This is a genomic window from Paraburkholderia sp. IMGN_8 (assembly GCF_038050405.1).
Lineage (GTDB): Bacteria > Pseudomonadota > Gammaproteobacteria > Burkholderiales > Burkholderiaceae > Paraburkholderia.
In genome coordinates, this window is sequence record NZ_CP150901.1 from 4269843 (window position 1) to 4294940 (window position 25098).

Annotated in this window: 23 protein-coding genes; 17 read left to right on the forward strand and 6 right to left on the reverse strand. The window is 57.5% G+C overall.

Going from position 1 to position 25098, the window contains the following annotated elements:
• Window positions 1–218: 218 nt before the first annotated feature.
• A complete protein-coding gene (locus tag WN982_RS40240) occupies window positions 219–557 on the forward strand; it encodes a P-II family nitrogen regulator (protein ID WP_341317502.1) in 339 nt (112 codons plus the stop codon).
• Window positions 558–600: 43 nt separating this feature from the next.
• Entirely contained in the window at window positions 601–2106 is a 1506-nt protein-coding gene (locus WN982_RS40245; RefSeq protein WP_341317503.1) for an ammonium transporter, read from the forward strand.
• An 871-nt stretch (window positions 2107–2977) separates the two neighbouring features.
• Here the strand turns inward: WN982_RS40245 and WN982_RS40250 are convergent.
• The 3 genes from WN982_RS40250 to WN982_RS40260 form a co-directional block, all read right to left on the reverse strand.
• Window positions 2978–4225 (reverse strand): EAL domain-containing protein, encoded by a 1248-nt coding sequence (locus tag WN982_RS40250; protein ID WP_341317504.1) that lies wholly within the window; start codon window positions 4223–4225, stop codon window positions 2978–2980.
• Between the two features lie 650 nt (window positions 4226–4875).
• Window positions 4876–5124 (reverse strand): hypothetical protein, encoded by a 249-nt coding sequence (locus WN982_RS40255; protein ID WP_341317505.1) that lies wholly within the window; start codon window positions 5122–5124, stop codon window positions 4876–4878.
• 247 nt (window positions 5125–5371) lie between these two features.
• Complete coding sequence (locus WN982_RS40260) at window positions 5372–6304, reverse strand: pirin family protein (RefSeq protein ID WP_341317506.1); 933 nt, start codon at window positions 6302–6304, stop codon at window positions 5372–5374.
• A 100-nt stretch (window positions 6305–6404) separates the two neighbouring features.
• On the opposite strand from WN982_RS40260, the gene WN982_RS40265 reads away from it, so the two are divergent.
• The 14 genes from WN982_RS40265 to WN982_RS40330 all read left to right on the forward strand — a co-directional run bounded on the left by WN982_RS40265 (window position 6405) and on the right by WN982_RS40330 (window position 20770).
• Window positions 6405–6782, forward strand: coding sequence for a LysR family transcriptional regulator (locus WN982_RS40265; RefSeq protein WP_341317507.1), 378 nt, complete (start codon window positions 6405–6407; stop codon window positions 6780–6782).
• Between the two features lie 1232 nt (window positions 6783–8014).
• Window positions 8015–8839: an alpha/beta hydrolase gene (locus tag WN982_RS40270; RefSeq protein WP_341317508.1), complete on the forward strand. Its 825-nt coding sequence runs from the start codon at window positions 8015–8017 to the stop codon at window positions 8837–8839.
• Window positions 8840–8947: 108 nt separating this feature from the next.
• The gene (locus WN982_RS40275; protein ID WP_341319576.1) at window positions 8948–9811 is read left to right on the forward strand and encodes a VOC family protein; all 864 of its coding nucleotides are present in this window, start codon (window positions 8948–8950) and stop codon (window positions 9809–9811) included.
• Window positions 9808–10509: a class II aldolase/adducin family protein gene (locus WN982_RS40280; protein WP_341317509.1), complete on the forward strand. Its 702-nt coding sequence runs from the start codon at window positions 9808–9810 to the stop codon at window positions 10507–10509. Before WN982_RS40275 ends, WN982_RS40280 begins: the two co-directional genes overlap by 4 nt.
• A 25-nt stretch (window positions 10510–10534) precedes the next feature.
• Complete coding sequence (locus tag WN982_RS40285) at window positions 10535–11320, forward strand: fumarylacetoacetate hydrolase family protein (protein ID WP_341319577.1); 786 nt, start codon at window positions 10535–10537, stop codon at window positions 11318–11320.
• Between the two features lie 78 nt (window positions 11321–11398).
• Window positions 11399–12391 (forward strand): acetaldehyde dehydrogenase (acetylating), encoded by a 993-nt coding sequence (locus WN982_RS40290; protein ID WP_341317510.1) that lies wholly within the window; start codon window positions 11399–11401, stop codon window positions 12389–12391.
• Window positions 12388–13416 carry a 4-hydroxy-2-oxovalerate aldolase gene (gene dmpG, locus WN982_RS40295; RefSeq protein ID WP_341317511.1) on the forward strand — a complete coding sequence of 343 codons (1029 nt, stop codon included), beginning with the start codon at window positions 12388–12390 and terminating at the stop codon, window positions 13414–13416. Before WN982_RS40290 ends, dmpG begins: the two co-directional genes overlap by 4 nt.
• Before the next feature lie 57 nt (window positions 13417–13473).
• Window positions 13474–14841 carry a Rieske 2Fe-2S domain-containing protein gene (locus WN982_RS40300; protein WP_341317512.1) on the forward strand — a complete coding sequence of 456 codons (1368 nt, stop codon included), beginning with the start codon at window positions 13474–13476 and terminating at the stop codon, window positions 14839–14841.
• The gene (locus WN982_RS40305) at window positions 14834–15349 is read left to right on the forward strand and encodes an aromatic-ring-hydroxylating dioxygenase subunit beta (protein WP_341317513.1); all 516 of its coding nucleotides are present in this window, start codon (window positions 14834–14836) and stop codon (window positions 15347–15349) included. Before WN982_RS40300 ends, WN982_RS40305 begins: the two co-directional genes overlap by 8 nt.
• A 7-nt stretch (window positions 15350–15356) precedes the next feature.
• Window positions 15357–15749: a non-heme iron oxygenase ferredoxin subunit gene (locus WN982_RS40310; RefSeq protein WP_341317514.1), complete on the forward strand. Its 393-nt coding sequence runs from the start codon at window positions 15357–15359 to the stop codon at window positions 15747–15749.
• A gap of 47 nt (window positions 15750–15796) precedes the next feature.
• On the forward strand, window positions 15797–16768 hold the full coding sequence (locus WN982_RS40315) for a 4-hydroxythreonine-4-phosphate dehydrogenase PdxA (protein WP_341317515.1): 972 nt from the start codon (window positions 15797–15799) through the stop codon (window positions 16766–16768).
• 28 nt (window positions 16769–16796) lie between these two features.
• Complete coding sequence (locus WN982_RS40320; RefSeq protein WP_341317516.1) at window positions 16797–18074, forward strand: FAD-dependent oxidoreductase; 1278 nt, start codon at window positions 16797–16799, stop codon at window positions 18072–18074.
• Between the two features lie 120 nt (window positions 18075–18194).
• Window positions 18195–19535: an MFS transporter gene (locus WN982_RS40325; protein ID WP_341317517.1), complete on the forward strand. Its 1341-nt coding sequence runs from the start codon at window positions 18195–18197 to the stop codon at window positions 19533–19535.
• Window positions 19536–19636: 101 nt separating this feature from the next.
• On the forward strand, window positions 19637–20770 hold the full coding sequence (locus WN982_RS40330) for a porin (RefSeq protein WP_341317518.1): 1134 nt from the start codon (window positions 19637–19639) through the stop codon (window positions 20768–20770).
• 55 nt (window positions 20771–20825) lie between these two features.
• Here the strand turns inward: WN982_RS40330 and WN982_RS40335 are convergent, their stop codons facing one another.
• Both WN982_RS40335 and WN982_RS40340 read right to left on the reverse strand, forming a co-directional pair.
• Window positions 20826–22181, reverse strand: coding sequence for a citrate synthase family protein (locus tag WN982_RS40335; protein ID WP_341317519.1), 1356 nt, complete (start codon window positions 22179–22181; stop codon window positions 20826–20828).
• A gap of 862 nt (window positions 22182–23043) precedes the next feature.
• Window positions 23044–23364, reverse strand: coding sequence for a hypothetical protein (locus tag WN982_RS40340; RefSeq protein WP_341317520.1), 321 nt, complete (start codon window positions 23362–23364; stop codon window positions 23044–23046).
• A 142-nt stretch (window positions 23365–23506) separates the two neighbouring features.
• On the opposite strand from WN982_RS40340, the gene WN982_RS40345 reads away from it, so the two are divergent.
• Window positions 23507–23692 (forward strand): hypothetical protein, encoded by a 186-nt coding sequence (locus WN982_RS40345; RefSeq protein ID WP_341317521.1) that lies wholly within the window; start codon window positions 23507–23509, stop codon window positions 23690–23692.
• A 328-nt stretch (window positions 23693–24020) separates the two neighbouring features.
• Here the strand turns inward: WN982_RS40345 and WN982_RS40350 are convergent, their stop codons facing one another.
• Window positions 24021–24617: an NAD(P)H-dependent oxidoreductase gene (locus WN982_RS40350; protein ID WP_341319578.1), complete on the reverse strand. Its 597-nt coding sequence runs from the start codon at window positions 24615–24617 to the stop codon at window positions 24021–24023.
• Window positions 24618–25098: the final 481 nt, after the last annotated feature.

Below are 25098 nucleotides of genomic sequence, written 5' to 3' on the forward strand. Positions count from 1 at the left end.
CGATTTGTTGAATCTATCAGATGGTCTGGAATCGGTTCCGGGCCTGATGAGACGAGTGTATTCGCGCCGCGTGGGCCGCGATTGATAACGCAAACCACACATCTTCGAGGTTTGTTGCTGATTGATTGGCATGACAGTTGCTCTGTGTGCCCCGGCTTAATTGACGCAGGGCCGACAAGCACGTCGGGTCAAAGGTCAGCAATCAAAGAGGAGATTTCATGAAGCTCATCACCGCGATCATCAAGCCGTTCAAGCTGGATGACGCCCGCGCTGCTTTGTCGGCTGTTGGTGTCTCCGGCGTTACGGTGACGGAAGTCAAAGGATTCGGCCGTCAGAAAGGGCACACAGAGCTGTATCGCGGAGCCGAATACGTCGTCGATTTCCTGCCGAAGGTGAAGATCGAGGTTGCAGCCTCGGACGACATCGCCGACCAGGCAATCGAGGCGCTCGAACGGGCGGCACGCACTGGCAAGATCGGCGACGGCAAGATTTTCGTCACCCCGATCGAGCAAGTGATTCGGATTCGCACCGGGGAGACCGGCGCGGACGCTCTGTAACACCAAAAGATAGCGACACAGATAGCGATAAGAGGAACCGAAGATGCGTAAATTATTGATGTCCCTTCTAATGGCCGGTTCGTTGCTCGCGGGCGGTATCGGTGCCGCCCTCGCGGACGACGCTTCCGCACCCGCAGCCGCCTCGGCACCTGCCGATACGACCGCGAGCGCCCCGGCGCCTGATGCGTCTGCAACCGCTGCAGCAGCATCGGCACCGGCAACTGACGCGTCTGCGCCGGTCGCAACCGCCGCCGCCGCACCTGATGCATCGGCCGCATCCGCTGCCGCCGCACCGGCCGCCCCGACCGCGCCGTTCTCGGTCGACTCGTCGAAGATCAATTCGGGCGACACTGCCTGGATGCTGACCTCCACCGCGCTCGTGCTGTTCATGACGATCCCGGGTCTGGCGCTGTTCTACGGCGGCATGGTCCGCAAGAAGAGCGTGCTCGCGATCCTGATGCAGAGTTTCGCGATCACCTGCCTCGTGTCGATTATCTGGGTCGTGATTGGCTACAGCCTCGCCTTCACGCCGGGTAACTCGTTCATCGGCGGCCTCACGCGCTTCTTCATGGCGGGCATGAACTACATTCACGGCGACAAGGCGACGACGCTGACCGTCAGCCACCTAGCCCCGACGATCCCGGAAACGGTCTACGTCGTCTATCAGATGACGTTCGCGATCATCACCCCGGCGCTGATCACGGGCGCGTTTGCCGACCGGATGAAGTTCTCGGCGATGCTGATGTTCATGACGCTGTGGTCGATCATCGTCTACTCGCCGATCGCACACATGGTCTGGGAACCGAGCGGCTGGCTGGCTAGCGCGGGCATCCTCGACTTCGCGGGCGGCACGGTGGTGCACATCAACGCCGGTATCGCGGCGCTGGTCTGCGCGCTGGTGCTCGGCAAGCGCGTCGGCTACGGCAAGGAAGCGATGGCGCCGCACAACCTGACGCTCACGCTGATCGGTGGCGCGATGCTGTGGGTAGGCTGGTTCGGCTTCAACGCGGGTTCGGCAGTGGCGGCAGACGGCCGTGCCGGTTTCGCGATGTTCGCAACGCAAGTGGCAACCGCAGCAGCAGCACTCGCATGGATGTTCGCCGAATGGGCAACCAAGGGTAAGCCGTCGGTACTCGGTATCGTGTCGGGTGCCGTGGCAGGTCTGGTGGCGATTACGCCGGCTTCGGGCTTCGTCGGTATGGCGGGTTCGCTGGTGATCGGTATCGCGGCAGGCGTGATCTGCTTCTGGTCGGCAACGTGGCTCAAGCACAAGCTCGGTTACGACGATTCGCTCGACGCGTTCGGCGTGCACTGCATCGGCGGTATCGTGGGTGCGCTGCTGACCGGCGTGTTCGCGGTCAAGGACATCGGCGGCGCGGACGGCAGCGTCATCCTGCAAGCCAAGGGCGTGCTGACGACGCTGGTCTACAGCGGCGTGGTGAGCTTCGTCTTGCTGAAGGTCATCGACATGGTGATGGGTATCCGTGTGACCGAAGACGAAGAACGCGAAGGTTTGGATGTCGTGCTCCACGGCGAAGCTGTCGAGTGACAGTCTCGTAGCGTCCAGAAAGAAAGTAATTGACGTACGCGATGGGCGGTCCTTAAGCCTGATAGGCTTCAAGGATGGTCCATCGCCATCCCTACGCAGAAGCACTTTTTTGAGCCCGAACACTTTCGCACGGAAAGTGGACTGGGCGTTGCAGAGGTGGCTAGTCCGAATTGCTCTACGCGCGGATGAGCTCTCTACGGCAGCGGCGCAAGCATAATGGTCAGCACTTCGCCCAATGTAGCAATTGCAATGGCTAAATAGACCGGATTGGTACTGAGAAACCTGTGCAGATCAACTTCGGACTTGAACCTAAGCCAGACACCAAAAAATCCCAACGACAGTATCAAACCGGCGACGAGGCTAGATCCTAGCAGGATCCCCAGCCACTTTTCATGATACGACGCGGTTGTATTCCACGAGAATTCCGCGAGACAAATGAGCTGACAACTCAATGTCGTCAATACTCCAGGATGATACTGACGGAGTTTGTACATGGATGAAGGCGACCCCAGTGACGGTTGTCTGCATGGTTTTCGAACCGATCCGACGCCCCAGCTCGTGTCGTCACTAGCGGGCTTTCCGCACTCACTCGATGTTACGGCCTCTTCCAACCGAACTTGTCAACCATGTACGCATGGGCGATTTTTTGGTTGAAATCGACAGGCGAATTGAGAGGGAAATCTTGCCGTTTTTTATGCTTGCGTGGCTTACTATACCAGCCCGAAACGCTTACGTGAGCCTATCGCCTTTCGACCCGCTTCACTTGCAGCATTGAGGCAACGCACCGGAATCCGCGTGTAGCCGGACAACATTCCGAAGTGCGCGGTCGATCAACTCTCTAGCCGGCAACACTTTCTCGCTGCGCCGCCCGCTACCAATCGATATCCGCGCACAGGATTTTCAGCTCACCGCGAATAGGTACGGCAATTGAAAGAGTGACGCAAAAATGCGCGCCATTGCTTGAAAGATAGGGCTTGGTAATCTGTACCACACCCGGGTGTTCGACCGCGTTTTTAAAATATGGCCGCCGTTCCCAGCATGCTCCGCGTGGGTCAATCAAACCGAGAGATAGGCCGGGGGAGGATGCGCCTGGACCATTCACGTTTATGTCGCCGCCTATCTGTTCGCCTTGGGCGTTGAGTATGAAACATCGTACCGCGCCGTCGAGTCGCAAGAGGTCCTTGCAGGTAGACGAAATGTCTGCGCCTTCGATAGAACGGTCGGCCGCCGATTGAAGCGCGGTTGCGTAGGCTTCCAGCAGGACGGCCTGCTCGTTGTTCTTTTCCTCAGCGTGCGTCCGATAAGACTGCCACAGGTTTTCTATCACCGTTCGGGATTTGGCCTTGTCCACGCCACCCGGGGCCGGGGGAGCGAAAAAGAATCCTTGTGCGAAGTCGGCGTCGCACTCCATCGCGAGGAGAGCCTCCTGAAGCGTCTCCACGCCTTCAACTAATACCAACGCGCCAGCTTCATGAAGAAGGGAGATCAATGTAGGAAGAAGGCGTGCAACATGTGCTAGCCGAGCCGCTTGCTCTATCACCCTGCGGTCCAACTTGACAATGTCGGGCTGAAGTTGCCAAACCCGATCGATATTTGAGTGACCGGCTCCAAAATCGTCTAGAGCGATCAGGAAACCCTTTTGTCGAAAGGATGCGATGCCTTCAGTCAGCCGCTGCAAATTGCCATTTGGGGTCTCGAGCACTTCGAGAACAATGCGCTCTGGTGACAGGTGAAGATGTCTCAGACTGTCTTCGATCAGATGACGGTAAGCATCGGAGACTACAAACCCGTCAGGGCGAGTGTTGATGAAAAGCCATTCGTGGGCTGTCGCGACCCGCATGAAGTTTGACGCGTGCATCAACTGAACGCCGCGTTCAAGGTTATTCCAACGACCAAGGGAGGAGGAACGTTCGAATACCTCCAGCGGAGACACGCTATCGCCGGAACCGTCGCGCGCACGGAGAAGAGCCTCATATCCAATCGAGCAGCGGTGAGAAAGGCTGAAAATCGGCTGAAAAGCGCTTGTGAGTGTTAAATCGCCGAAATGTGCGACGGAGTGGTCCGAGGATTTGCAACCCCCAGGAAATTCCAGCAGATTGGAAGATGTCAATTTGATCATCTCTGTAGCGGCGGCTGGCGCAGAGCAGTTATGCACGGAGCCGGAGTAGTGAGCCCTTCTTTGTCCGAGCAATTTCCTAAACTCGGCGGCAGATGGGTCTTGTCGTCGGATGCGATGAGCGGCTGGTCTGACCGTCCATGTATCGAAAAAATGCCAAACAGAAAAGCGAGAACGTGATTCGTTCAAGCGCCCGCTACGCCTTCATGTTTCGATAACGATGTAGTGTGTTCTACAGTTTCCTAGCCCGCAGCCCCCGGCGCAGCACTTCCGTATTACCCGACTTTTCTCTATGTCGAATCAACTGGCCTTTACAGGCGAAAAGCGCGCCTGAGTTGGCTACTTATCAGCAGACCTTTCTTGGCAACCTTCGTGCCATAGGCCTCAGCCGTATCCGTGAACCTCGGGAGGCTTTGTCTGCCATAGCCTTCTAGGCCCCAAACGGATGTGTATTTTCAATCTGAACTTTTTTGGGCGTGGTTTGCGCCAATGCAATGCACCTCGCGTGCTGCAAGCTTCGTGGCAGCACGTTTAGAATCCTCACCAAATACTTCTCTCGTCTTGTCCAAGAACAGGAATGCAGCTCTGTCCCAGCCAAATCCCTCGCATAAATGCTGCCTGAGCAACGCTGTTGGCACTAGTCGAAACCGAAATTAGCTGCTAACTGAAGACACACCCATGACTGGCCGCGCAATGTCTGGCGGAAACACGCGCCACTTGCCGTCGTTGTGGAGGAAGAAATATAGCTCCAACGGACCTGCGGGGCGCAGCGCCTCTACGCAAACATAGCGCAAGCGGTTGGATGACATGCGACCGAATCGCGCCACTCGAGCTGGCATTGTCGAGGAGGGAGATATCCATTTTTCGACCATCAAACGCAATGAGTTGTTCATCGTGTACATCAGCTTCTCCACTTTATTCCTTAAAAACGATTCGTTGCAGTCCATCATTCGTTGCGACTAGTCGTGCTTTGAGGAACTTGGGTGGTTCCCTTCATGAATTCTGTACGGGGCAGCGCTATGACTGCGGTTCTTCTGGTCCGTTTCGAATCGCCGAGGAAAAGCGGATCGCGCTTGATAGGCAGCGCCACGTCTGGGGATAGCGGCGCTGGCGACGGAGTATGAAAAGGCGGTTCGGCGATAGAGGCAGTTAGCGGATCCTTCCCTCAGCACGTAGCTGTTCGCCGATTCTCGCAATTCCAGCTTCGCCGATGCTGAGGGCTTCCTTCGATGTATGTACGGAGTAATAGCCCAACACTAGATCGTGCGGATGCGGTATCGCTGACGCAACGATGAAATCAACATCATCCTCTGCGACAAATTCCAGCGGCCCCTCTGAAGCAGCGAATGCGGCAAACTCGTTTTGAAGGCGCGTGCCTGAGGTGACGAGAGTGCCGTTGTTGACGTGCGCCCAGGCGACGGTGTGTCCGACTGGTGGCTCGTAGCGCCACTGTTGTCCTGCATATAGGCGGACGTGCAGCAGGTTTATGCCTGGCGGAGCGCCGATTTCACTACGGCTATCCCCGTATTGTCCCAGGATGATTCTGGCGGGGCCGACATTCGGAACGCCCTCTGCCGGCAGGTATTGGCTGCAAGGTGTGCCATTTTCGAGGTTGTGCGGCAAGGCCGCCCAAATCTGATAGCCCCTAAATCGCTCCCGCCCGCTAGGGCCACCTTCGTGCCAGACACCGTTGCCCGCGCTCATCCATTCGACACTACCAGCGGAGAGCATCCCTGATGCTCCCGTCGTGTCCTCATACCGCAAATTTCCCGATAGAAGCACAGTGATTGTCGCGATACCCGAATGGGGATGAATCGGAAACAGCGAATCGTCGTTGGGCACTATGTCGAAATAGTCCAGGAACACGAATGGCTTGATGAGTGCGCCAATGTCAGATGGACTGACGATCCGCGTAACGGGACCGTGTCGACGTCCTGTTGAACGTGCCACAACGTTACGCGATTTCGAAGTAGGTGCATCGACGGTCAATTCACCTATCGAGCGAGCTTGCTCGGCGGCCGTGCGTGTCATTTGGGAAAGGGTAACAGGCGCCTCTAGGACGCCGCTCACAGGATGTTCCATGGATATTCGTTCAGAAGATGGAATTGGCCCAAGGTTAGGCGCCTGGTTTATTCGCGGGAGGCCTATATCTTTCGATGCTTAACCTCGTCGCGGGCGATAGATGCTCAAAGAAATATCCTTGGGCGAACTGAAGACTTTCAATTCTGCTGCGGATGAGGCACGTTTCTCCGCTGCCGGCCGAAAACTCCGGCGGGCTAAATCTGTCGTCAGCCAGACTCTCGCCGATCTGGAAGCGCAAGTCAATGTGCAGTTATTTGACAGGGGCAACCGTTATCCGCGACCAACAGAGCAGGGTTCCGCACTTTTCGTCGAAGCTCTGGAGCCGGACCGTTCAGTCGTCGGAAAAGCTATGCACGCCGATGGCGTCGCTCACGGGCGCTGCCGGGTCGTTTCGGGAGGTTTTCCCGCATACACCGTCAAGGCTGTACCTGGAAGTGCATGGCACAGTAGTTCAGTCACATATAGATCACGTTTGTAGAATTAAATTCTTTGTATTTATGCCTGACGTACCGGATACCCGCCACCGGCGCGACGTACCCAACGGCCTCAAAGACAGGCGTTATTTGCATGAGCGAGCTTGAACAGCTTGTGCAGCTAGTTCTGACGGATCGCTCGAAACTCACAGATGGCGAGGCGTTCGGAGTCTACTCACCACTGACCCGGTGGCCGGCTGACCTCGGTGCGAAGCACGCATTTCTCCGAACAGGATTCGGGTGGGAGCACATGCCGCTTGCAATGGTGCAGACCGATCTAGAACCCGGTGATTTGGTGCAGACTCGAGTCGAGAATCTGCAGCCACCCGCCCCGTTACTGGGAATGTTCGCGGTATATCCGAAGGACGCGACACCCAGGCCCGCCGGTCGTTGGTTCCTGGATCGGCTTAAACAGTGCAACTCCGAATAGCGCGGAGCAAGGTTCGCGGCGAAGAAGATAGACGCAAGCCTGATAGCCTGCCTCAGTAGATGTTGCCAGTTCAGACATTCGCGAATGAATTGAGGAAGTCGATGTAAAAAAAAAGGCCCTGTCCGGGAATCGGACGGGGCCTCACTAAGCTCGCTTCTCTTGGAGAGTTGCGTTGCTGACCTTAGCAAGCCAAATCGTGTCCATCAAGCCAAAAAAATATTCGCATTGTCAGGTGCGATCGTATTTTTACGCTTTCCTCTCGCATCTCTTTAAGACTACTCGCACGAAGAAATTCAGAACTCCGGTCGGGCAAGTAGTCCCACAATCGAACTCTACGCTCGACTTTTCTCAGTCAATTCCTCCGGCTCAGGCCTCGTTTGACAACGCTTTGTGACCCATGTGCGATGCGAACTCATCGGTGCGCATCCCGATTTGCCATGTCATCGTGCGTTATCAATACATCGGACTACAGGTCGAATCCACCGATAGCCGAGTCGATGCCCACCAACGCGATTGGGCAATGGGGCGGGGAAAGCGGCCAAACGCCGCGCCGCGTGCGTTGCTCACGGTGTCCCGATGTATGTAGGGAGCAAATAGGTCGACGGACTGCTGTGTTTGCATGTGTCGAAGTCGGCGCAGTAGCAGGGGGAGGCATTGCGAACGCCTGGCAAAAGAGTGAAGTAGTGGCAGGGTTTTCGATTTGATGTTGATTGGATAATCAAGATTGATCAATAGAAAGCGCAGTCCTATATTCGATTCCGTCAGGACGGGTACGCGAATCCCGTCCTTAACGACGGAGCATGGAAAGTGACTGAGAACCATGAAATTGGCCGCTCAATCGTGGCCAACGGCATCAAGACGAACTATCACGACATCGGCAAGGGGGACGTGACCTTACTGATTCATGGCTCTGGTCCGGGCGTGACTGCATGGGCAAACTGGCAACGAACGATTCCTGCGTTGGAGCACCAAGGCCGCGTCGTCGCGCCAGACATGGTTGGCTTCGGTTATACGGATCGGCTGGAAGACGGTACATACGGGCTCGACAAATGGGTCGAACACGTTTTCGCCTTCATGGACGAATTGGACATCGAATCGGCGAACGTCGTTGGCAACTCGTTTGGCGGCGCACTTGCGCTCGCGATGGCGTCGCGCAAGCCGCAACGCGTGAAACGGCTTGTGTTGATGGGAAGTGTTGGTGTGACGTTTCCGATTACCGATGGTCTCGACGCCGTGTGGGGCTACAAGCCGTCGCTCGAAAACATGCAGGGGATTCTCGAGTACTTTGCTTTCGACCGCTCGCGTCTTACCCCGGCATTGGCAGAAATGCGTTACCAGGCAAGCATCCGCCCTGGCTGCAGTGAAGCGTTCGCACAGATGTTTCCGGCGCCGCGCCAACGCTGGGTCGACGCGATGACGACCCCCGAGGAAAGCCTGCGTCAATTGTCCCACGAAACGTTGATTGTTCACGGTCGTGAAGACAGGGTTATCCCGACCAGCACCTCGTTGAGGCTCCACTCGCTGATCCCTAATTCGCAATTGCACATCTACAGTCAATGCGGGCACTGGACACAGATTGAGCAGGCGGACCGCTTCAACAGGCTAGTCGCCAATTTTCTGGCCGAAAAGTAGATGTAGTTCGCGTTTGCGCCGTCCACAGGGCGCTGCGTTAGGCAGTACAGGCCTCACAAAACCATATCAATGTCGGCGGACGCCCGTCCGGACGACAGGAGACCCAAAATGATTGACCTCCTCGACGTTTCATACGTTCGTCTTGGCACGTCGGACCTCGACAGTTCGGTTCGTTACGCTACAGAGGTTCTCGGCCTTCAGGTTGCACGCCGTAGCGGTAAGAGTGTGTATCTTCGCTCGGATGCCAGAGACCATACGCTTGTCTACACGGAAGGGAATCCAGGCGATCAGGTCAGCGGCTTTCAGGTCCGCACACCGGACGAACTCACGAACGCCGCAGCCGTGCTCGAAGCAGCAGGTGTCGCTGTCAAACAGGGGAGCGTTGGCGAGGCCGAGCAGCGGAGCGTCAACGACTTCATCACCTTTTCCGACCCTAGCGGAAACCTCATCGACCTGGTTGTTGCGCCACATCACAGCGGGCGCCGCTATTTTCCTTCGCGCGATGCGGGAATCACCGGCTTTAGCCACATCGGATTGTGTACGACCAATGCAAAGCGTGACGAAGCCTTCTGGACCACGGTGCTGGGGGCGCGCGTCAGCGACCGGATCGGTGACGCGGCTTTGCTGCGTATCGACGGTGTGCATCACAAAGTCGCACTGCTGCCGGCGCCGAAGGGCGGCGTTCAGCACATAAATCACCAGGTCCAAAGCATCGACGACATCATGCGCGCCTGGTACATCCTGCGGGAAAAGAACGTTCGGATTCGCTTTGGTCCCGGACGGCATCCGACATCCGGCGCCATGTTCCTTTATTTCGAGGGTCCGGATGGGATGGTGTTCGAGTATTCAAGCGGCGTGCGGGTTCTGACCGAGGAAGAGGATAAGACTCACCAGCCCCGCCAGTTCCCGTTTGAGCCGATCTCATTCTGCATGTGGGGTTCGAAGCCGGAAGGCATGGAGTTTCACTCGTGAATCCGGGACCGGCGGAAGCGAGCGATGCACAGCAACGGCTGCTGCGTGTTGCCTCGCGGGCGTTGGGGCGGGCCAATCTCGTCCACGCTTATGGCCACTGCAGCGTCCGGTTGGATGATGAGCACCTGCTGGCATGCGCCGCCATGCCAATGGGATTGGTGACAAAGGAGCCGGGAGTTGTAGTCCCCATCCGGGGGCCGCTACCCGCTGGAGTGCTTGGCGAGGTCTGTGTGCATCAGCAGATATATGCGCGACGACCTGAGGTGGGCGCTGTTGTGCGAAGCATGCCGCGTTATCTCATGAGCTTGTCGGCCGCCTCCATCACCCCTATCCCGCGCCACGGGCCTGGGTCATATTTTGCGCCAGGTGTTCCTCTCTGGAAGGATGTCCAGCTTGTGCGTTCGGCGAGTCAGGCACAGGGTGTGGTCGATACGTTAGGGACTTCCCGCGCCGTTGTAATGCGTGCGAACGGAGTCGTAGTCGTGGGTGTCACGCTTGAAGAAGCAGTCGCCATGACGTGGTTTCTGGAGGATGCGGCGCGGGTTGAGTACGAAGTGCGGGCGATAGGTGCAGTGGACAGCGCGGTTTTCAGTGAAGAGGACTCCCGCCAGCGCGCAACGACAGCCGGCCGAATCATTGAGCGCATGTGGGACTACCTGACAGCGGGCGATGCTGAAGTGGATGCAGGCACCTTGTGATCCTGATCAGAGAACGAAAAGAGATATGAACACACACGAAATCGGCACTGCGGCGAAGGCGCTCTATCAGGCTCTCGTTACCCGGAAACCCATTGCCCCGCTCACGGATTCCGTTCCGGAAATGAGCATATCGGACGCCTACGAGGTCCAGCGATTGATGATGGAACTCCGCCTTCGGGAGACTGGAGAACACATCGTCGGCAAGAAAATCGGCATTACGAGCCAGGCAGTGATGGACATGCTCAATGTGCGTCAGCCTGACTTCGGCCAACTCACTTCCGGCATGCAGTTCGCAAACGGCGCAACGATTCCGCTCGATGGATTGATCGCACCCAAGGCGGAGGGCGAAATTGCTTTTCTGCTCGGGCAAGACCTGAGTGGCCCCGGACTGACGAGCCAGGACATTCTCGACGCGACCGAATGTGTCATGCCTTGCTTCGAGATTGTCGACTCAAGGGTTCGCGACTGGAAGATACGGATTCAGGACACCGTGGCCGACAACGCATCTTCGGGCGCCTTCGTCATCGGCGAAGGACGCGTTGATCCTCGCTCGCTGGATCTCGCCGGAGTCAGGATGACGTTCGAACGCAATGGCGAAGAAATCGGGCGCGGGCTGGGTTCGGCCGCGCTCGGCCACCCATTGAATGCGGTGACATGGCTTGCAAATCAGCTGGGAGAACTCGGTGTTTCGCTCCGGGCGGGTGAGATCGTGCTGTCAGGTGCGCTCTCCGCAATGGTGGTGGCCCGAGCCGGTGATCGGATGCGAATCGAGCTGCAAGGCATTGGAAGCGCGGAAGTGGCATTCGCATAGGTGGTTCCGAAAAACGCGGCGTGCGGCTAAACAGCCGACGCTGACGAGATTCGAATTCCAGTTTGGAGTGGAGACAAGATGAACCAGCAAGAAAGAAAGCTGAAGGCGGCCATTATCGGTTCGGGAAACATAGGGACCGACCTGATGATCAAGATCCTTCGTCACGGAAAGCACATTGAGGCAAGCGTCATGGTCGGCATCGACGCGGCTTCGGACGGACTGGCGCGTGCGCGCCGACTCGGTGTCCAAACTTGCGACACTGGTGTTGAGGGTCTCGTTGGTATGGCGGTGTTCGAAGATGTCGATGTGGTATTCGATGCGACTTCGGCTGCCGCGCATTTACAGAACGAGGCGCTACTGCGGCGGGTGAAGCCCGGCATTCGCGTAATTGACCTGACGCCAGCCGCCATCGGCCCGTACTGTGTTCCGGTCGTCAACCTGGAAGAACACCTCCGGGCGCGGAACGTAAACATGGTCACCTGCGGTGGCCAGGCGACGATCCCAGTGGTAGCAGCGGTTTCGAGCGTCTCTCAAGTCCACTATGCCGAAATAGTTGCGTCCATCTCGAGCCGTTCAGCCGGACCTGGAACGCGGGCGAACATTGACGAATTTACCGAGACGACCTCGCGCGCGTTGGAAACAGTCGGAGGCGCGCGCCGTGGGAAGGCGATCATCGTGTTGAATCCCGCAGAGCCTCCACTCTTGATGCGCGACACCGTTTTCACGCTTTCAGAGGGCGGTAGTGAGGAGCAGATTGAGACCGCGATCACTCGTATGGTCGAGCGAGTGAATAAGTACGTTCCCGGTTATCGCCTGAAACAGCGCGTCCAGTTCGAACACATTCCAGCCGACCAGCCGATTAACGTCCCCGGCATTGGACTATTGAGCGGCCTTAAGACTTCGGCGTTTCTCGAAGTGGAAGGCGCCGCGCACTACCTGCCGGCCTATGCCGGCAATCTGGACATTATGACCTCAGCTGCTTTGGCCACGGCAGAGGCAATGGCCGCGCACTTGAGCAATAGCGGTGAGGCCAGCACGAAACAGGACGCCGCCACGGTGAGTACGCAATGAAAGACAAACTCTACATCTCCGACGTGACTCTGCGCGACGGCTCCCACGCTGTCCGGCACCGGTACACCATCGAGCAAGTCAGGAAAATCGCCAAAGCGCTCGATGCCGCGAAAGTCGATTCCATCGAAGTTGCACACGGCGACGGTTTGCAGGGCTCGTCGTTCAATTACGGCTTTGGCTTGCACTCGGACGTCGAGTGGATTGCGGCAGTAGCGGAGGAAGTGAGCCACGCCCGTGTCGCAACGCTGCTGTTGCCAGGTATTGGCACCGTGCACGACCTGCGTGAAGCTTACGACGCTGGCGCGCGCGTTGTCCGTGTTGCAACCCATTGTACTGAGGCGGATGTCTCGAAGCAGCACATTGAAGCCGCTCGAAATCTGGGCATGGAAGCGGTGGGCTTTCTCATGATGAGCCACATGACTGAGCCCTCCGAACTCGCCCGGCAGGCACTGCTTATGGAGAGCTACGGCGCTACGTGCATCTATCTCGTTGATTCCGGCGGCGCTCTCACGATGAGCGGCACGCGCGATCGGATGCGAGCCCTCAAGGGCGCTTTGCGGCCAGAAACAGAGACTGGGATTCACGCGCACCACAACCTTAGTCTCGGCGTCGCGAATTCCATTGTCGCTGTCGAGGAAGGTTGTAACCGGATTGACGCCAGTCTGGCGGGTATGGGTGCGGGCGCGGGCAACGCGCCGCTGGAGGTTTTCATCGCAGCTGCGAGTCGCCTTGGCTGGGAGCATGGCTGCGACCTTTACGCGCTGATGGACGCGGCGGATGACATCGTGCGGCCGCTGCAGGACCGCCCGGTCCGGGTCGATCGGGAGACGCTCGCCTTGGGCTATGCCGGCGTGTACTCGAGTTTTCTGCGACATGCAGAAAAAGCTGCGCAGCAATATGGCCTGAAGACTGTCGACATCCTCGTTGAACTGGGTCGCCGCCGGATGGTGGGTGGCCAGGAGGACATGATCGTCGACGCGGCGCTGGACTTACTTGAAGCGAAGCAGCCCGTTTCTGCGAGCTAGACCGGGCGAACAGAGCTTTATACAGAACGATATACAGAAAGACACGCAGGAGGCTTCATGGAACACATTTGTTCACATTTTGATTCACACCAGGCAAACGCCACGAGTCCCGTACGCTTTGTGCGGAATGTGCACGCAGCAGACCCCGCAGCCTTACGCGAACTGGTCGACCCAGGACGAGTGCACTCAGCGCTGTACACCTCGCCAGAAATCTTCGAGCTCGAAATCGAAAAGATTTTTCATAGCTCATGGGTCTATGTTGGCCATGCAAGTGAAGTGCCGGCAGCCGGTGATTTCCGCGTACGGCGGCTTGGCACGCAGCCGGTCATTATGGTGCGCGGGCACGACCACGTTGTGCGTGTTCTGATGAATCGCTGTCGCCATCGTGGCGCGGCAGTGTGCGAAGTTGAGGCCGGGCGGGAAAAATTCTTTCGCTGCTGGTTTCATGGCTGGACCTACGACAATACCGGGAAATTAGTCAGCGTGACCGACCCCGAGGGTTATGGCCCGTCGTTCTCGCTAGACGACCATTCGCTGACGGCGGCCCCGCGTGTTGCGGTCTATCGGGAATTTGTATTTGCGTCACTGTCATCCGACGTGCCACCTCTCGAAGAATACCTGGGACAGGCTGCGCAGATGATTGACCTGCTTGTCGACGCTTCTCCCGATCGGGAGATTGAAGTGAGCGCCGGTGTTCACAAGACCGTCTACAACGGGAACTGGAAGCTGGTGGGCATGGATGGCTACCACCCGCATTACGTGCACGCATCGGTTGTTTCGATGTGGCAACGCCAGGCGGACAGCGGTATCGGCGCCACGCACCGCGCCGATCCGTTCGATGGCAAAGCGAAGACCTTTACGCGAGATTTAGGCCACGGACACGCGATGCTCGATATGCGTGAGCATCGGGTGGAACACTTCTCGGACTATGAGAAATTTCTGCGCGGCGTAACAGGCGGCACTGAATACATAAATGCCTTGCAGGCACGCGACGGCGCGGACCACGCGAAGCTGCTACTTGCCATCGCAGGCGATCCGCATATCGGCGTGTTTCCCAACATGCAGATTATCAATAACCAGATCCGCATCATGGTGCCGCTCGAGGCCGGGCGCACAGAGGTATTGATGTTCCCAGTCTTGCTCAAGGGCGTGAGTGCTGAGATCAACACTATGCGGCTGCGTCAGCATGAGTCGTTCTACGGGCCAGCTGGGGCCGGTTCGCCTGACGATGCGGAGATCTTCGAACGGGTGCAGCGCGGGATGAATGCTCAGGTTGACCCATGGATCGATATCTCTCGGGGTATTGGGCGCGAGAAGGTCGAGTCAGACGGAACAATCATCGGCCATATCTCAGATGAAGTGCCGCAGCGTGGCCAGATGCGCCATTGGCTCAAATTGATGACGAAAGGGGCGGAAATTGAATAACGCAGACGCGACGGTTCTGGATGCGCATGGCGCGAGCGACATTCACTTTGGTGAGGTGGCACAGTTCCTCTTTCGTGAAGCCGAACTGATGGACGCGCATCGGTTTAACGACTGGCTCGATCTCTGGTGCAGTGACGGGCTCTATTGGGTTCCGTGCAACTCAGAAAATCTGGCTCCGGACAAGTCGGTTTCACTTATCTATGAAACGCGCAGCCAGCTTGATGACCGCGTGTTCCGGCTTAAAGGGCGTCACGCACATGCGCAGAACCCGCGCTCACGACTGATGCGGGTGGTATCGAACTTGGTGATAGAGGAGGCATCTGCGGAGTCCGTCATCGTGCGTTCGAACTTCGTGCTTGGCGAAGTACGCAGCGATCGCCAGGAGACGTGGTTCGGTCGTAACCGGCATGTGCTGTTGCGTGAACCGAATGGCCTTCGCATCAAGGAAAAAAAGGTCTTTCTGCTCAACAACGACAGCCCAATGAACAACCTCACTTTCCTGATCTGAGTCCGCGATGGAAAACCCAACGAACCCCGGAATCAATGGGACAAAGGTCGCCGGCATCGGCGACCTCCCTGACGGACCGTGGACAGAGCTTTGTGCCTTCTCCAAAGTGCCTGACGGCGAAGGCATTCAGGTGACTGTCGACGCGCAGGTGCTTGCTGTCTGGCGTGTAGGTGAGCAGGCTTTCGTAACTGACGACACCTGCACGCATGGCGAAGCTTCACTTGCTTGCGACGGCATGCTTGACGGGTTTTCGATTGTCTGCGGTTTGCATCAAGGCGAGTTCGATATTCGGACAGGCCTGGTGCTGGCGGCACCGTGTAGTAAGCCGATTGCTTCGTATCCGGCCTGTGTGCAAGACGGGCAAGTGCTGGCAAAGCTGGAACGTGTTCAGCCATCGTGAACTGCAACAACTGACGGGAAATTGCAATGATCAGGTCGGAGCAGAAGATGGACCCGCCGATTATCGCGACAATGATCGGTGATTCAGCCGGAATCGGGCCGGAAGTCGCGTTCAAGGCCGCAGTCAGTCGTGAACTTGCTGGCGTTTGCCGTCCATTGCTGATTGGCGACATCGCCTCTATTCGTGCAGCGGCAGCGCTCGCGACGCTGAGCGCCGAATTCGAGGTCATCAACACGTTCGATGCGGCGGCCTTCACGTCGGGCAAGATGGTAGTGCTTGACCCTGGCGATCTCGGTGCAGGCGACTACCGGATTGGCGAACCCTCGGCAGCAGCGGGGCGGTCAGTGGTGAAATGGATTGATCTCGCTGACGAACTCGCGCGGGATGGCTGCCTTGATGGCTGGATCATGGGGCCAGTCGATTCCACGTCGCTCAAGCTCGCCGGAGCTGTTGACAGCATCGATGACCTCCAGCCGGCAGGCACGTTTATGTTTCGTATGAGCGGCCGGCTGAGGGTCGTGCCGCTTACGGAGCACATCCGAATTCGTGATGTTGCTTCGACCGTGACGCGTGAAGCCGTCCTGAACCTCATTCAGCTTGTTGACCAAACACTACGTGCGTGGGGCATTGCAAAGCCGCGCATCGGAGTGGCCGGTTTGAATCCCCACGCGATGTTCGAGGAGGACGCGGACATCGTCAAGCCAGCGGTACAGGACGCGCAAGCGCGGGGAATCGACGCACACGGGCCAGGCGCGCCAGATTCGATATTCAGGCACGGCCTTGAGGGACGCTACGACGTCATTGTCAGCATGTACCACGACCAAGGACAGATTGCGTTGAAGTCGGCCGCTTTTGAAGGCGCGTGCACCATCTGTCTGGGCGTGCCCTACGTGCGTGCGACCGTACCACACGGAACTGCGATGGATATTGCCGGGCGTAACGTCGCACAGCACTACAGCATGCTGTCCGCATTCCGTACCGCCGCCGCCCTTGCCGCCGGAAGGGGCTTTCTGGCGTGACCTGCTGAATGGTCAAGGAGAATGATTCGTGGAAAACGACCTGAACGATGTGCGTGATTCGGATTCGCATGTCGTAGTGGTGGGCGGCGGGCAGGCAGCGGCAGCCGTTGTGCGTACGTTGCGGGCTGAGGGCCATCGTGGCGGAATCGCAATGCTGAGTGCGGAGCGATTCGGACCCTACGAACGACCGCCGCTTTCGAAAGGGGTACTGCTGGGCACCAAGGCGCCGGCTGACACGGTGTTGCTTAGCGCCGATCGCCTTGGGGAACTCGAGGTTGCAGTTCATTCTGGCGTAACGGCAGAACGTATCGACCGACCCAACCGGTTGGTTTACCTGGATAACGGAGAGTCGATCGGCTATGACAAGCTGGTAATTGCCACCGGTGGCCGCCCGCGCCAGCTGGAATTGCCAGGCAATGCGACAGGTGAGATTGCCTACCTGCGCACTATTGATGACGCGCTTGCAGTGCGTGAACGGATGACGCGTGCGGCCCGCGTTCTGGTACTGGGTGGTGGCTGGATCGGGCTCGAGACCGCTTGCTGCGCGCGAGAGTTGGGATTGGAGGTCTTGCTCGTCGAAGCTTGTGCGCGACTGTGCGAACGCACCGTGCCCCCTGTCGTTAGCGACATATTGCTGAGCAGGCATCGGGCAAACGGCATTGACGTCCGACTTGCCACGCAGATCCACGGCCTCGATGTTGTCGAAGGCGGCACGCTGCGAGCGGTGGTCGGAACCGAAGAACTCGAGTTCGATCTTGTGGTTGCCGGTGTCGGTATGGTTGCGAACGACGAACTTGCAGCGCGCGCGGGATTGCCGTGCGCCAATGGAGTCCTTTGTGATGCCGTGGGCCGCACCGTTGACCCTGACATCTTTGCTTGTGGTGATGTCGCAGCGTTCACGCATCGAGCAGGACCTGCGAGACCGGTACGCCTAGAGTCGTGGGACAACGCGGAGCGACAAGGAGCAGCGTGTGCTCTCGCGCTGCTCGGCAAGGAAGTCGGCTATCCCGGGTTGCCGTGGTTCTGGTCAGAGCAGGGCAATACGAACCTGCAAATATTAGGATTTCCCGACGCGTCGCGTACGCCCGTAACACGCCTGAACGGTGACAAATCGATTTTCTTCTGGTTGAAAGAAGGATTTATCGACGCAGCCATTTGTGTCGATGCGCCGGCAGAGATGCTGGTCATCAAGCGACTTGTTCAGAAGCGGGTTCCTGTCATGCCGGCGCAGTTGTGCGATCCATCGCTAAGTTTGAAAAGCCTGTTACAGACCACGCCTGCGACGGAAGTAGCGGCAAGTGGGTAAATTCAGGATGCGGGGCTGAGGAAGGCATTAGCCGTCCTGTCGCAGGTCATGACTTAAAGCTATCAAGAACAGAGGGATGGGCAATCTCGTTGCCCCTACTCTCACCAATGGAGACAAAGCATGAAAACGCTCAGAACGCCTCACGATTGGTCCGGCGCTGCCGCCCCACTAGACTCTTCTCAAACCAGATCCGCCAGCGGGAAACGGCTGTTCTTTGCCAGCTTTCTCGGCACCATGGTGGAGTGGTATGACTTCTTTCTGTACGGCTTCATTGCGCCGTTGGTGTTTGAAGAGTTGTTTTTTCCGAAACTCACGCCGCTCAGTGGCACGATAGCCGTCTACGCGACTTTCGCGGTTGGCTATGCCAGCCGCCCGCTCGGTGGTCTTATCTTCGGGCATTTCGGCGACAAGGTCGGCCGCAAATCCATGATGCTGGTCACGCTACTGATGATGGGCGTGGGCACGACGCTGATTGGGTTCCTACCAAGCTATGGCCAGATTGGAATCGCCGCGACATATGCTCTTGTGATTCTCCGATTTTTCCAGGGCTTCGCGTTAGGTGGTGAGTCGGCTGCAGCTAGTTTGATGGTCCTTGAGAACGCTGCTCAGGGGCGGCGCGGCTTTCTCGGGGCTGCATTGCAGAGCGCCGGTCCGCTCGGTGTATTACTGGCATCGCTAGCCGTATTCCTGGTTTCCCGCTTGCCTCACGAAACACTGTTGTCATGGGGATGGCGAGTACCTTTTCTGCTAAGTGCGGTCTTGGTCGTCATCGGGATTTATATTCGTTTGCGCGTCGAAGAGACCTATGCGTTCAAAAAACAGCAGGGCCAGCACGAACTCGCCCGCGTTCCGGTTCTCGAAACGCTCCGCAACTACAAATGGCCAGTCTTTGCGGTGCTCGTCGTGAGCATAACGGAAAGCACTTTTTACTATCTCACTGGTGTCTATTCGGTTTCCTTTGTCACAAAGACGATGCACATGCCGGGGTCGGTCGCTATCGGTGCGATTGCCTGCGCCAATGCGTTTGCACTCGTCTCAGTGCCGATTTACGGCGCGCTGTCTGACCGTCTGGGCCGCAAAGGCGTATATCTGATCGGGATTGTGGCTTCTGCAATCTATCTGCACTTCTTCTTTCAACTGCTGCTCGGGCGCTCACCGACTGTCATTGTGCTGGCAGTAGTGATTGCTGTAGGCGTGATTCACGCACCTATGTATGCGATGTTCGGCAGCTTCTACGGTGAACTCTTCCCGACACGTGTCCGTTTTACCGGTTTTTCAATGGGAAAGGCGTTTGGTACGGTGCTCGGCGGTGGGATCGCGCCGATGATAGCGGCCACGCTCGTGGCGAGGAATCATGGCGACCCAAGCGGTATCGGCGTCTACTACCTATGCCTCGCAGTCGTCGCTCTCGTAGTGATTCTGCGAACGCGGGAAACATGCAACGCTGATATCGCCGAGTAATTTCAATCGCTGTTCAACGATTTGATTTGTGCCATGCGCCGCTCAGCAGAGCGGTATGGCCAAGGCACCCGCTCGCCTGTAATCCTTGAGAGAGACCAGAAATGAAAAAAATATATCTTGATGCAGTGATGGTCGCAGGACTCGCGACCGTTGCTTCGGTCGCCAATGCGCAAAGCAGCGTAACGCTCTACGGCATTATCGACACCGGCCCCGCGTACATCAGCAATGTCGGTGGACATCGACTGATTGAGTCGGTGAGCGGTTTCATGCAGGGCAATCGAATCGGTTTCAAGGGCCGCGAGGAGCTTGGCGGAGATCTGGCTGCAATCTTCGTGCTCGAAAATGGGTTCGATGGCAACGCTGGCACTTTAAGTCAAGGCGGCCGTCTGTTTGGCCGACAGGCATTTGTGGGATTGTCGAGCGGAGCGTACGGAAAACTTACGCTTGGTCGCCAGTACGACACCAACTACGACTTCATGGCCGACACGGGCGCTGCGAAACTTTTTGCTGGGAACGGAGCGCACGTTTCCGATAACGACAATCTGTTCGGTACGGTACGTTTCCAGAACGCGGTGAAATACACCAGCCCGACGTTTGGCGGTTTGGCATTTGCTGCGATGTATGCAGCCAGCAACGCCGCTGGTGCGTTCGCCGACAATCGCGCATACAGCGCAACGGTAGCCTACCGGCGTGGAGAGCTCAAACTCGCGCTTGGGTACCTGCAGCTTAATCGCCCGAACTCAACTGATAACACTAACGGAGGGGCAGGCAGTGACTATCCGGCGCCGTTTAGTCTCTTCAAGACCAGTGCCGTCGGGGCGCGGACCGCCTTGGTGGACACGCAGCGAATCTATGACGCGACTGCTTCGTACGCGGTCGGTCCGACGCAAGAGAATCTGGTGTACTCCCATGTACAGTACCGTTATCTCAATGGGAGTCATCTCCGCCTGGACAACGCGGAACTGAATGGCACATGGCGTATCACGCCGGCATTCTCCGCAGGTCTCGCCTATATCTTCACAATTGGACGCTACGACGAAATCAACAAGACTCCCAAGTGGCATCAGGTTGACTTCGGCATTGACTACCTGCTTTCCAAGCGAACCGATCTGTATGCGTTCGCAATCTATCAAAAGGCGGCCGGCTCGGCGCGGAACGCCGCTATCTTTTTCGTTCAGCAATCGAGTTCGCAGACGCAAGCCGAAGTGACGTTTGGCATTCGGCATCTGTTCTAGGCCAGCGTGCTCTTGGGCCGCTCCTGTCTCGGAGCGGCCGATTTTCTGTGCTCAGCTAGATTGCAGGTCCTGTTGGAGAACCGACGAAGCGTGCGCGGGGCCGGAGCACAGTGCCAAACATCCGCTGCTCCTGGACGTGTGCCAGCCAGCCCGCGACCCGGGCGAGGGCGGCCAACGCCCCCGCCGTGTGTTTCGGCACGCCCATCGCTCGCGTTAGCACGACCGTACCCAACTCCTGTCGTGGCAACAAGCCGTGCAAGGCCTCCATCTTCTCTATAAACCTGTAAATTGACGTCATCTGCCGTGGTTGATCTGAGCGGCGCTTGGCCAGTTCGATCATGTAGCGTGCTCTCGGATCGCCGCGCGGGTAGAGAGGATGGCCGAAACCGGGAATCGCCATACCTCGTTCGTGCAAGGCAGTCGCCCGCCGCACCAGCGCGCTAACCGTACTCGCGCTATCGAAGAATTCGTCGACTCGGTCATAGAGCTGGCCCGTGAGCGTGCCCGTGCTCGCGCAGATTCCGGAGACGATGCAGCTATGAAGAGTACAACCAGTCGAGGACGATACTCGCACAGCGAAAGTAGCGGGCGACAGTTCGTGGTCAGCAAGCAGAATGAGAAGGGCCTCGATCCCTTCTCGGTTCTCGCTGGTTGGCTCGATCGAAAGCGCAGCTAATATCCCCTCCGATACCGTCTGGTTATTCCCCATTGGATGGTAGCGATTTTGATCTGACACCAGTCCGCAACAGCCAACCATGGTCTGGATTATCTGGCGGCCGGCGTTAAACATATGCCCTTCGTCCATTCTTTCCATTGCAGATTGCTTACTTCCGCCGATGTACAACGTGACCAGAGAAAACATGTCGAGAAGGCTTCCGTGTCGCAGGGACCACGAGGATTCAATTAGCCGGTTCAGTTCTGGCCACGGTTTGGCTTTTTTCCAAGTGACCGTGCCGTCATTCAATATACCTGTCCATAAGAGTTGCGCCACCGCCTCAAATGGTACGCGTGCGCGCACGAGGTCGACCGCAAGTCGCCCTCGATAGCGGGGACCATCTGGTGTTATCTCTGTAATGGACGTCGGGATGATCGGTTCGCCGAAGTTCATCGCCGAGGCCGCCACGGCGCCGTGGCCATGCCGGGCAAGAGAGCGGGCTTCAAGGCGTTTGAGATCGTCGCGCCAATAGAGACGCCCCTTGTGGCCGGGCTGCGAGATGCTTCGAATCAAGCCACGGCTGACATACGCATACAGCGTCTGCTGGCGGACGTTGAGAATTTTCATCGCTTCCGCAGCAGACGCGTAATCGGCGTTAGCCTTTTTGCGGGTGGCGTCGGCACCCGCGTGCTCCGGAGTCGGCCGTTCGATTTTCTCAGCCATATTGATCAGGTGTACAAGATTGATCATCATCATACTGTACGCCAGTGGTCTGGAAGCGGCAGCAACTCCTCGATCAGACAGCTTGCGGTCTCGCTGTGGCGGAAACCATCGGAAAGGTGGATAGCGCGCAACAATCGGTGCAAGTCGTGGAGGTGATCAGGCCGCACTGGACTGAGAGGGAACTGCGCAAGCCGATTGCACGAAGGCCGCTATAGAAGGTCCATGTGCTGTACCGGCTCCGGTTGTTTGGACACGCTGTTGTGGAAGGTTTCGGTGTCTTTTCGACCCGGATCGTTAAGGTTGCGTTAAGGCGGATTCGTTAAAAATCCGTACAGCGTTTCGGCGTCAAATTCGATATTGGAGGATTTTCATGTGTAGGTTTTATCAGATTGCTACTATCTTTACTTTGGTCGTTTCCTCAGTCGGTGCCGCGTCGGCAGCGGCGCCTCAGCCTAGTTACGTGACGACCGTTCAGCTGCACGACGGCAAGCGCGTGACATGCTCCGTCAATGAACCGGCATCAACACCATCGTCTTCAAACGACCAGCAAGCGTTGACCGCCAGCGAACGAAACGAGGCAGAGATCGTTGCTACGGCTGTCCTCCGGAGAATCCCCAGAAATCGGGGCGAGGCCGACATGACGGTCGTGCAATGCTCATAAGGAGAACGCACGGAGCGACATCCAATCTTGTGGATCGATGCTCGTCGAGTGTTTGCCGTTTGAGGGCGGATTGATCGGCAAGGTCGGGCGGAAGAGATTGAAGGCTTGGCCGATGTCCCTCCCGATGTCATAGAAGGGGACTTGGCTGAGTGGATTGCCTGCGTGACAGGCCGTCCGGTTTTCATTGCGTCAGCGCTGCCACATAAGCGGAAACAGACGCAATTTCGTCGTCGCTCAACAGCGGAACGATCTCAGACTCATCAACTTTCTCTTGCCCCCGCGCGTTCCGCTCTTCCATGCATGGAGTTGTGTTTCAACATACTCTTCATGCTGACCGGTGATGCGGGGGAAATCAGGCTCGATACCGCCTCCCGTTGCGCGATAGCATGAAACGCACGCTGACGCGCCGTTCGTACCACCGTGTCTATAGACAAGCTCGCCGGCGTTGACGAGCGCTGCGTTTGAAGTCGTACCCGGCGCAGGCGTTTGCGCCGCATCGAAGGCCGCGAGTGATTTCATTTCGTCCGGCGACAGGTCTTTGACCATCGCCTGCATGATTTCGTTATGCCGCAACGGCGCCACACCCGGACCGCCCTTGAACTGCGTGAGCTGTTTGTACAGTTACTGTTGCTGGGCGACACACTCGACGATGACCCGGTCAGCCAGCTTGGAAAATTTCTGCCCACGTGGTTCACGTGTGCCTCTGCTGTTTTCGATCATTCTCGGTGGTATCGCGGCAAACGTGCCGAACGGCTACACGGCTGGCCTCGGTCTGCTGGCACTGCGCATTCCGATCAACCGGATTACATCGCTGACCATCATTCTGGCAATCACAACGCCCGTAAACCAGAGGTACTTTGGGCCGTGCATGCGCTCGCAGTGAAGCGCAACAGCGGAGTCTGCCAAACGCAACGGCAGACTATACAGAATAACGAAAAATCAAAGGCAACAGCATGAGGTACACGTAAGTTTTTAAACACGATGGTAAGGTTTGCGCGGACTCAACGCTTACTGCTGCAATCCCGAGCTCAAGACGATCGCAGTGCCGACGTCAGGCTAGCCATCAGAAAGCTTTTGCTGCACACAAACGCCAGAACCCCGATGTCCTGTGCGGCCAACCGGAGTTCGGGAGTTACTGCGTGAGGCGCCTGACGACTAACTGTCGTTGCGTCTTTGCATAGTGGCGTCCGGCGCGGAGCGCCGAAGTGGACTTACGCGGCGGCAATCGCCTCGCGTGCGCTCGTGAGCGCTGCGCTCGCGGCATCCGGGCCCATATTCAGGCCTTCGGCGTAGATGAAGCTCACGTCGGTCATGCCGAGGAAGCCGAGGAACGACCTCAGGTACGGCGTCTGGCTGTCATTCGGGGTGCCTTGATACATGCCGCCGCGCGCCGAGACCACGAAAACCTTCTTGCCGTTCAGGAGGCCTTCTGGGCCGTTCGCAGTGTACTGGAAGGTGATGCCTGCGCGTGCGACCCAGTCGAAGTATGTCTTGAGCTGCGACGAGATACCGAAGTTGTACATCGGCGCGCCGATCACGATGATGTCCGCAGTCTGCAGTTCCGCGATCAGCGCTTCGCTGCGCGCGGCGATAGCCTGCTGCTCGGGCGTACGCTGCTCGGCTGGCGTGAAGAACGCGCCAAGGACAGCGTCGTCGAGGTGCGGCAACGGCTCGGCTTGGAGATTGCGCATGACAACCTTCGCGTCGGACTTCGATTTTCGCAGCTTGTCAGTCAATTCGCTGGCGAGTAGCGTCGACTGGGCGCCTTGCGAGCGGGCGGCGGAATTGATTTGCAGGATCGTGGTCACGGTGGTTTTGCCGGGTCTTGGGCGCACAATGTTGCGCAAGAGTTGCAGGATGGTGGTCATGGCGGCTTTGGGTCTTGGGCGCGCAATATTGCGCAAGTGGAGGCATTGTGTATTTCTTCCACGCCCGGAAAAAGTCATCCGCCGACAACGAATCGTTGCCGCAATAGAACAATAGACGGTCTTGTCGCAATAAGACACTCTGTTAATCTGATTGGATCGAAACGGTTGTGTGAGCGACGAATGAAGATGCTGGATCCGGGTGTTGCACGGGTGCTTATCGTTGACGTCGATCACAATGACCGGGAGTTAGGCACATTCGTGGCCATTCACGAAAAGTCGTCCATCCAGAAACGCGGGAATACTTGCGGGCACCTTTTGACTCTGGTGAATTCAGTCGCCGCGCCCACGACAGTTACGACCCCCATTTTTCAGGCCAATCGTTCCTCGAGGTTATCCGGAGCGGCCGACGAAGGAATCTACT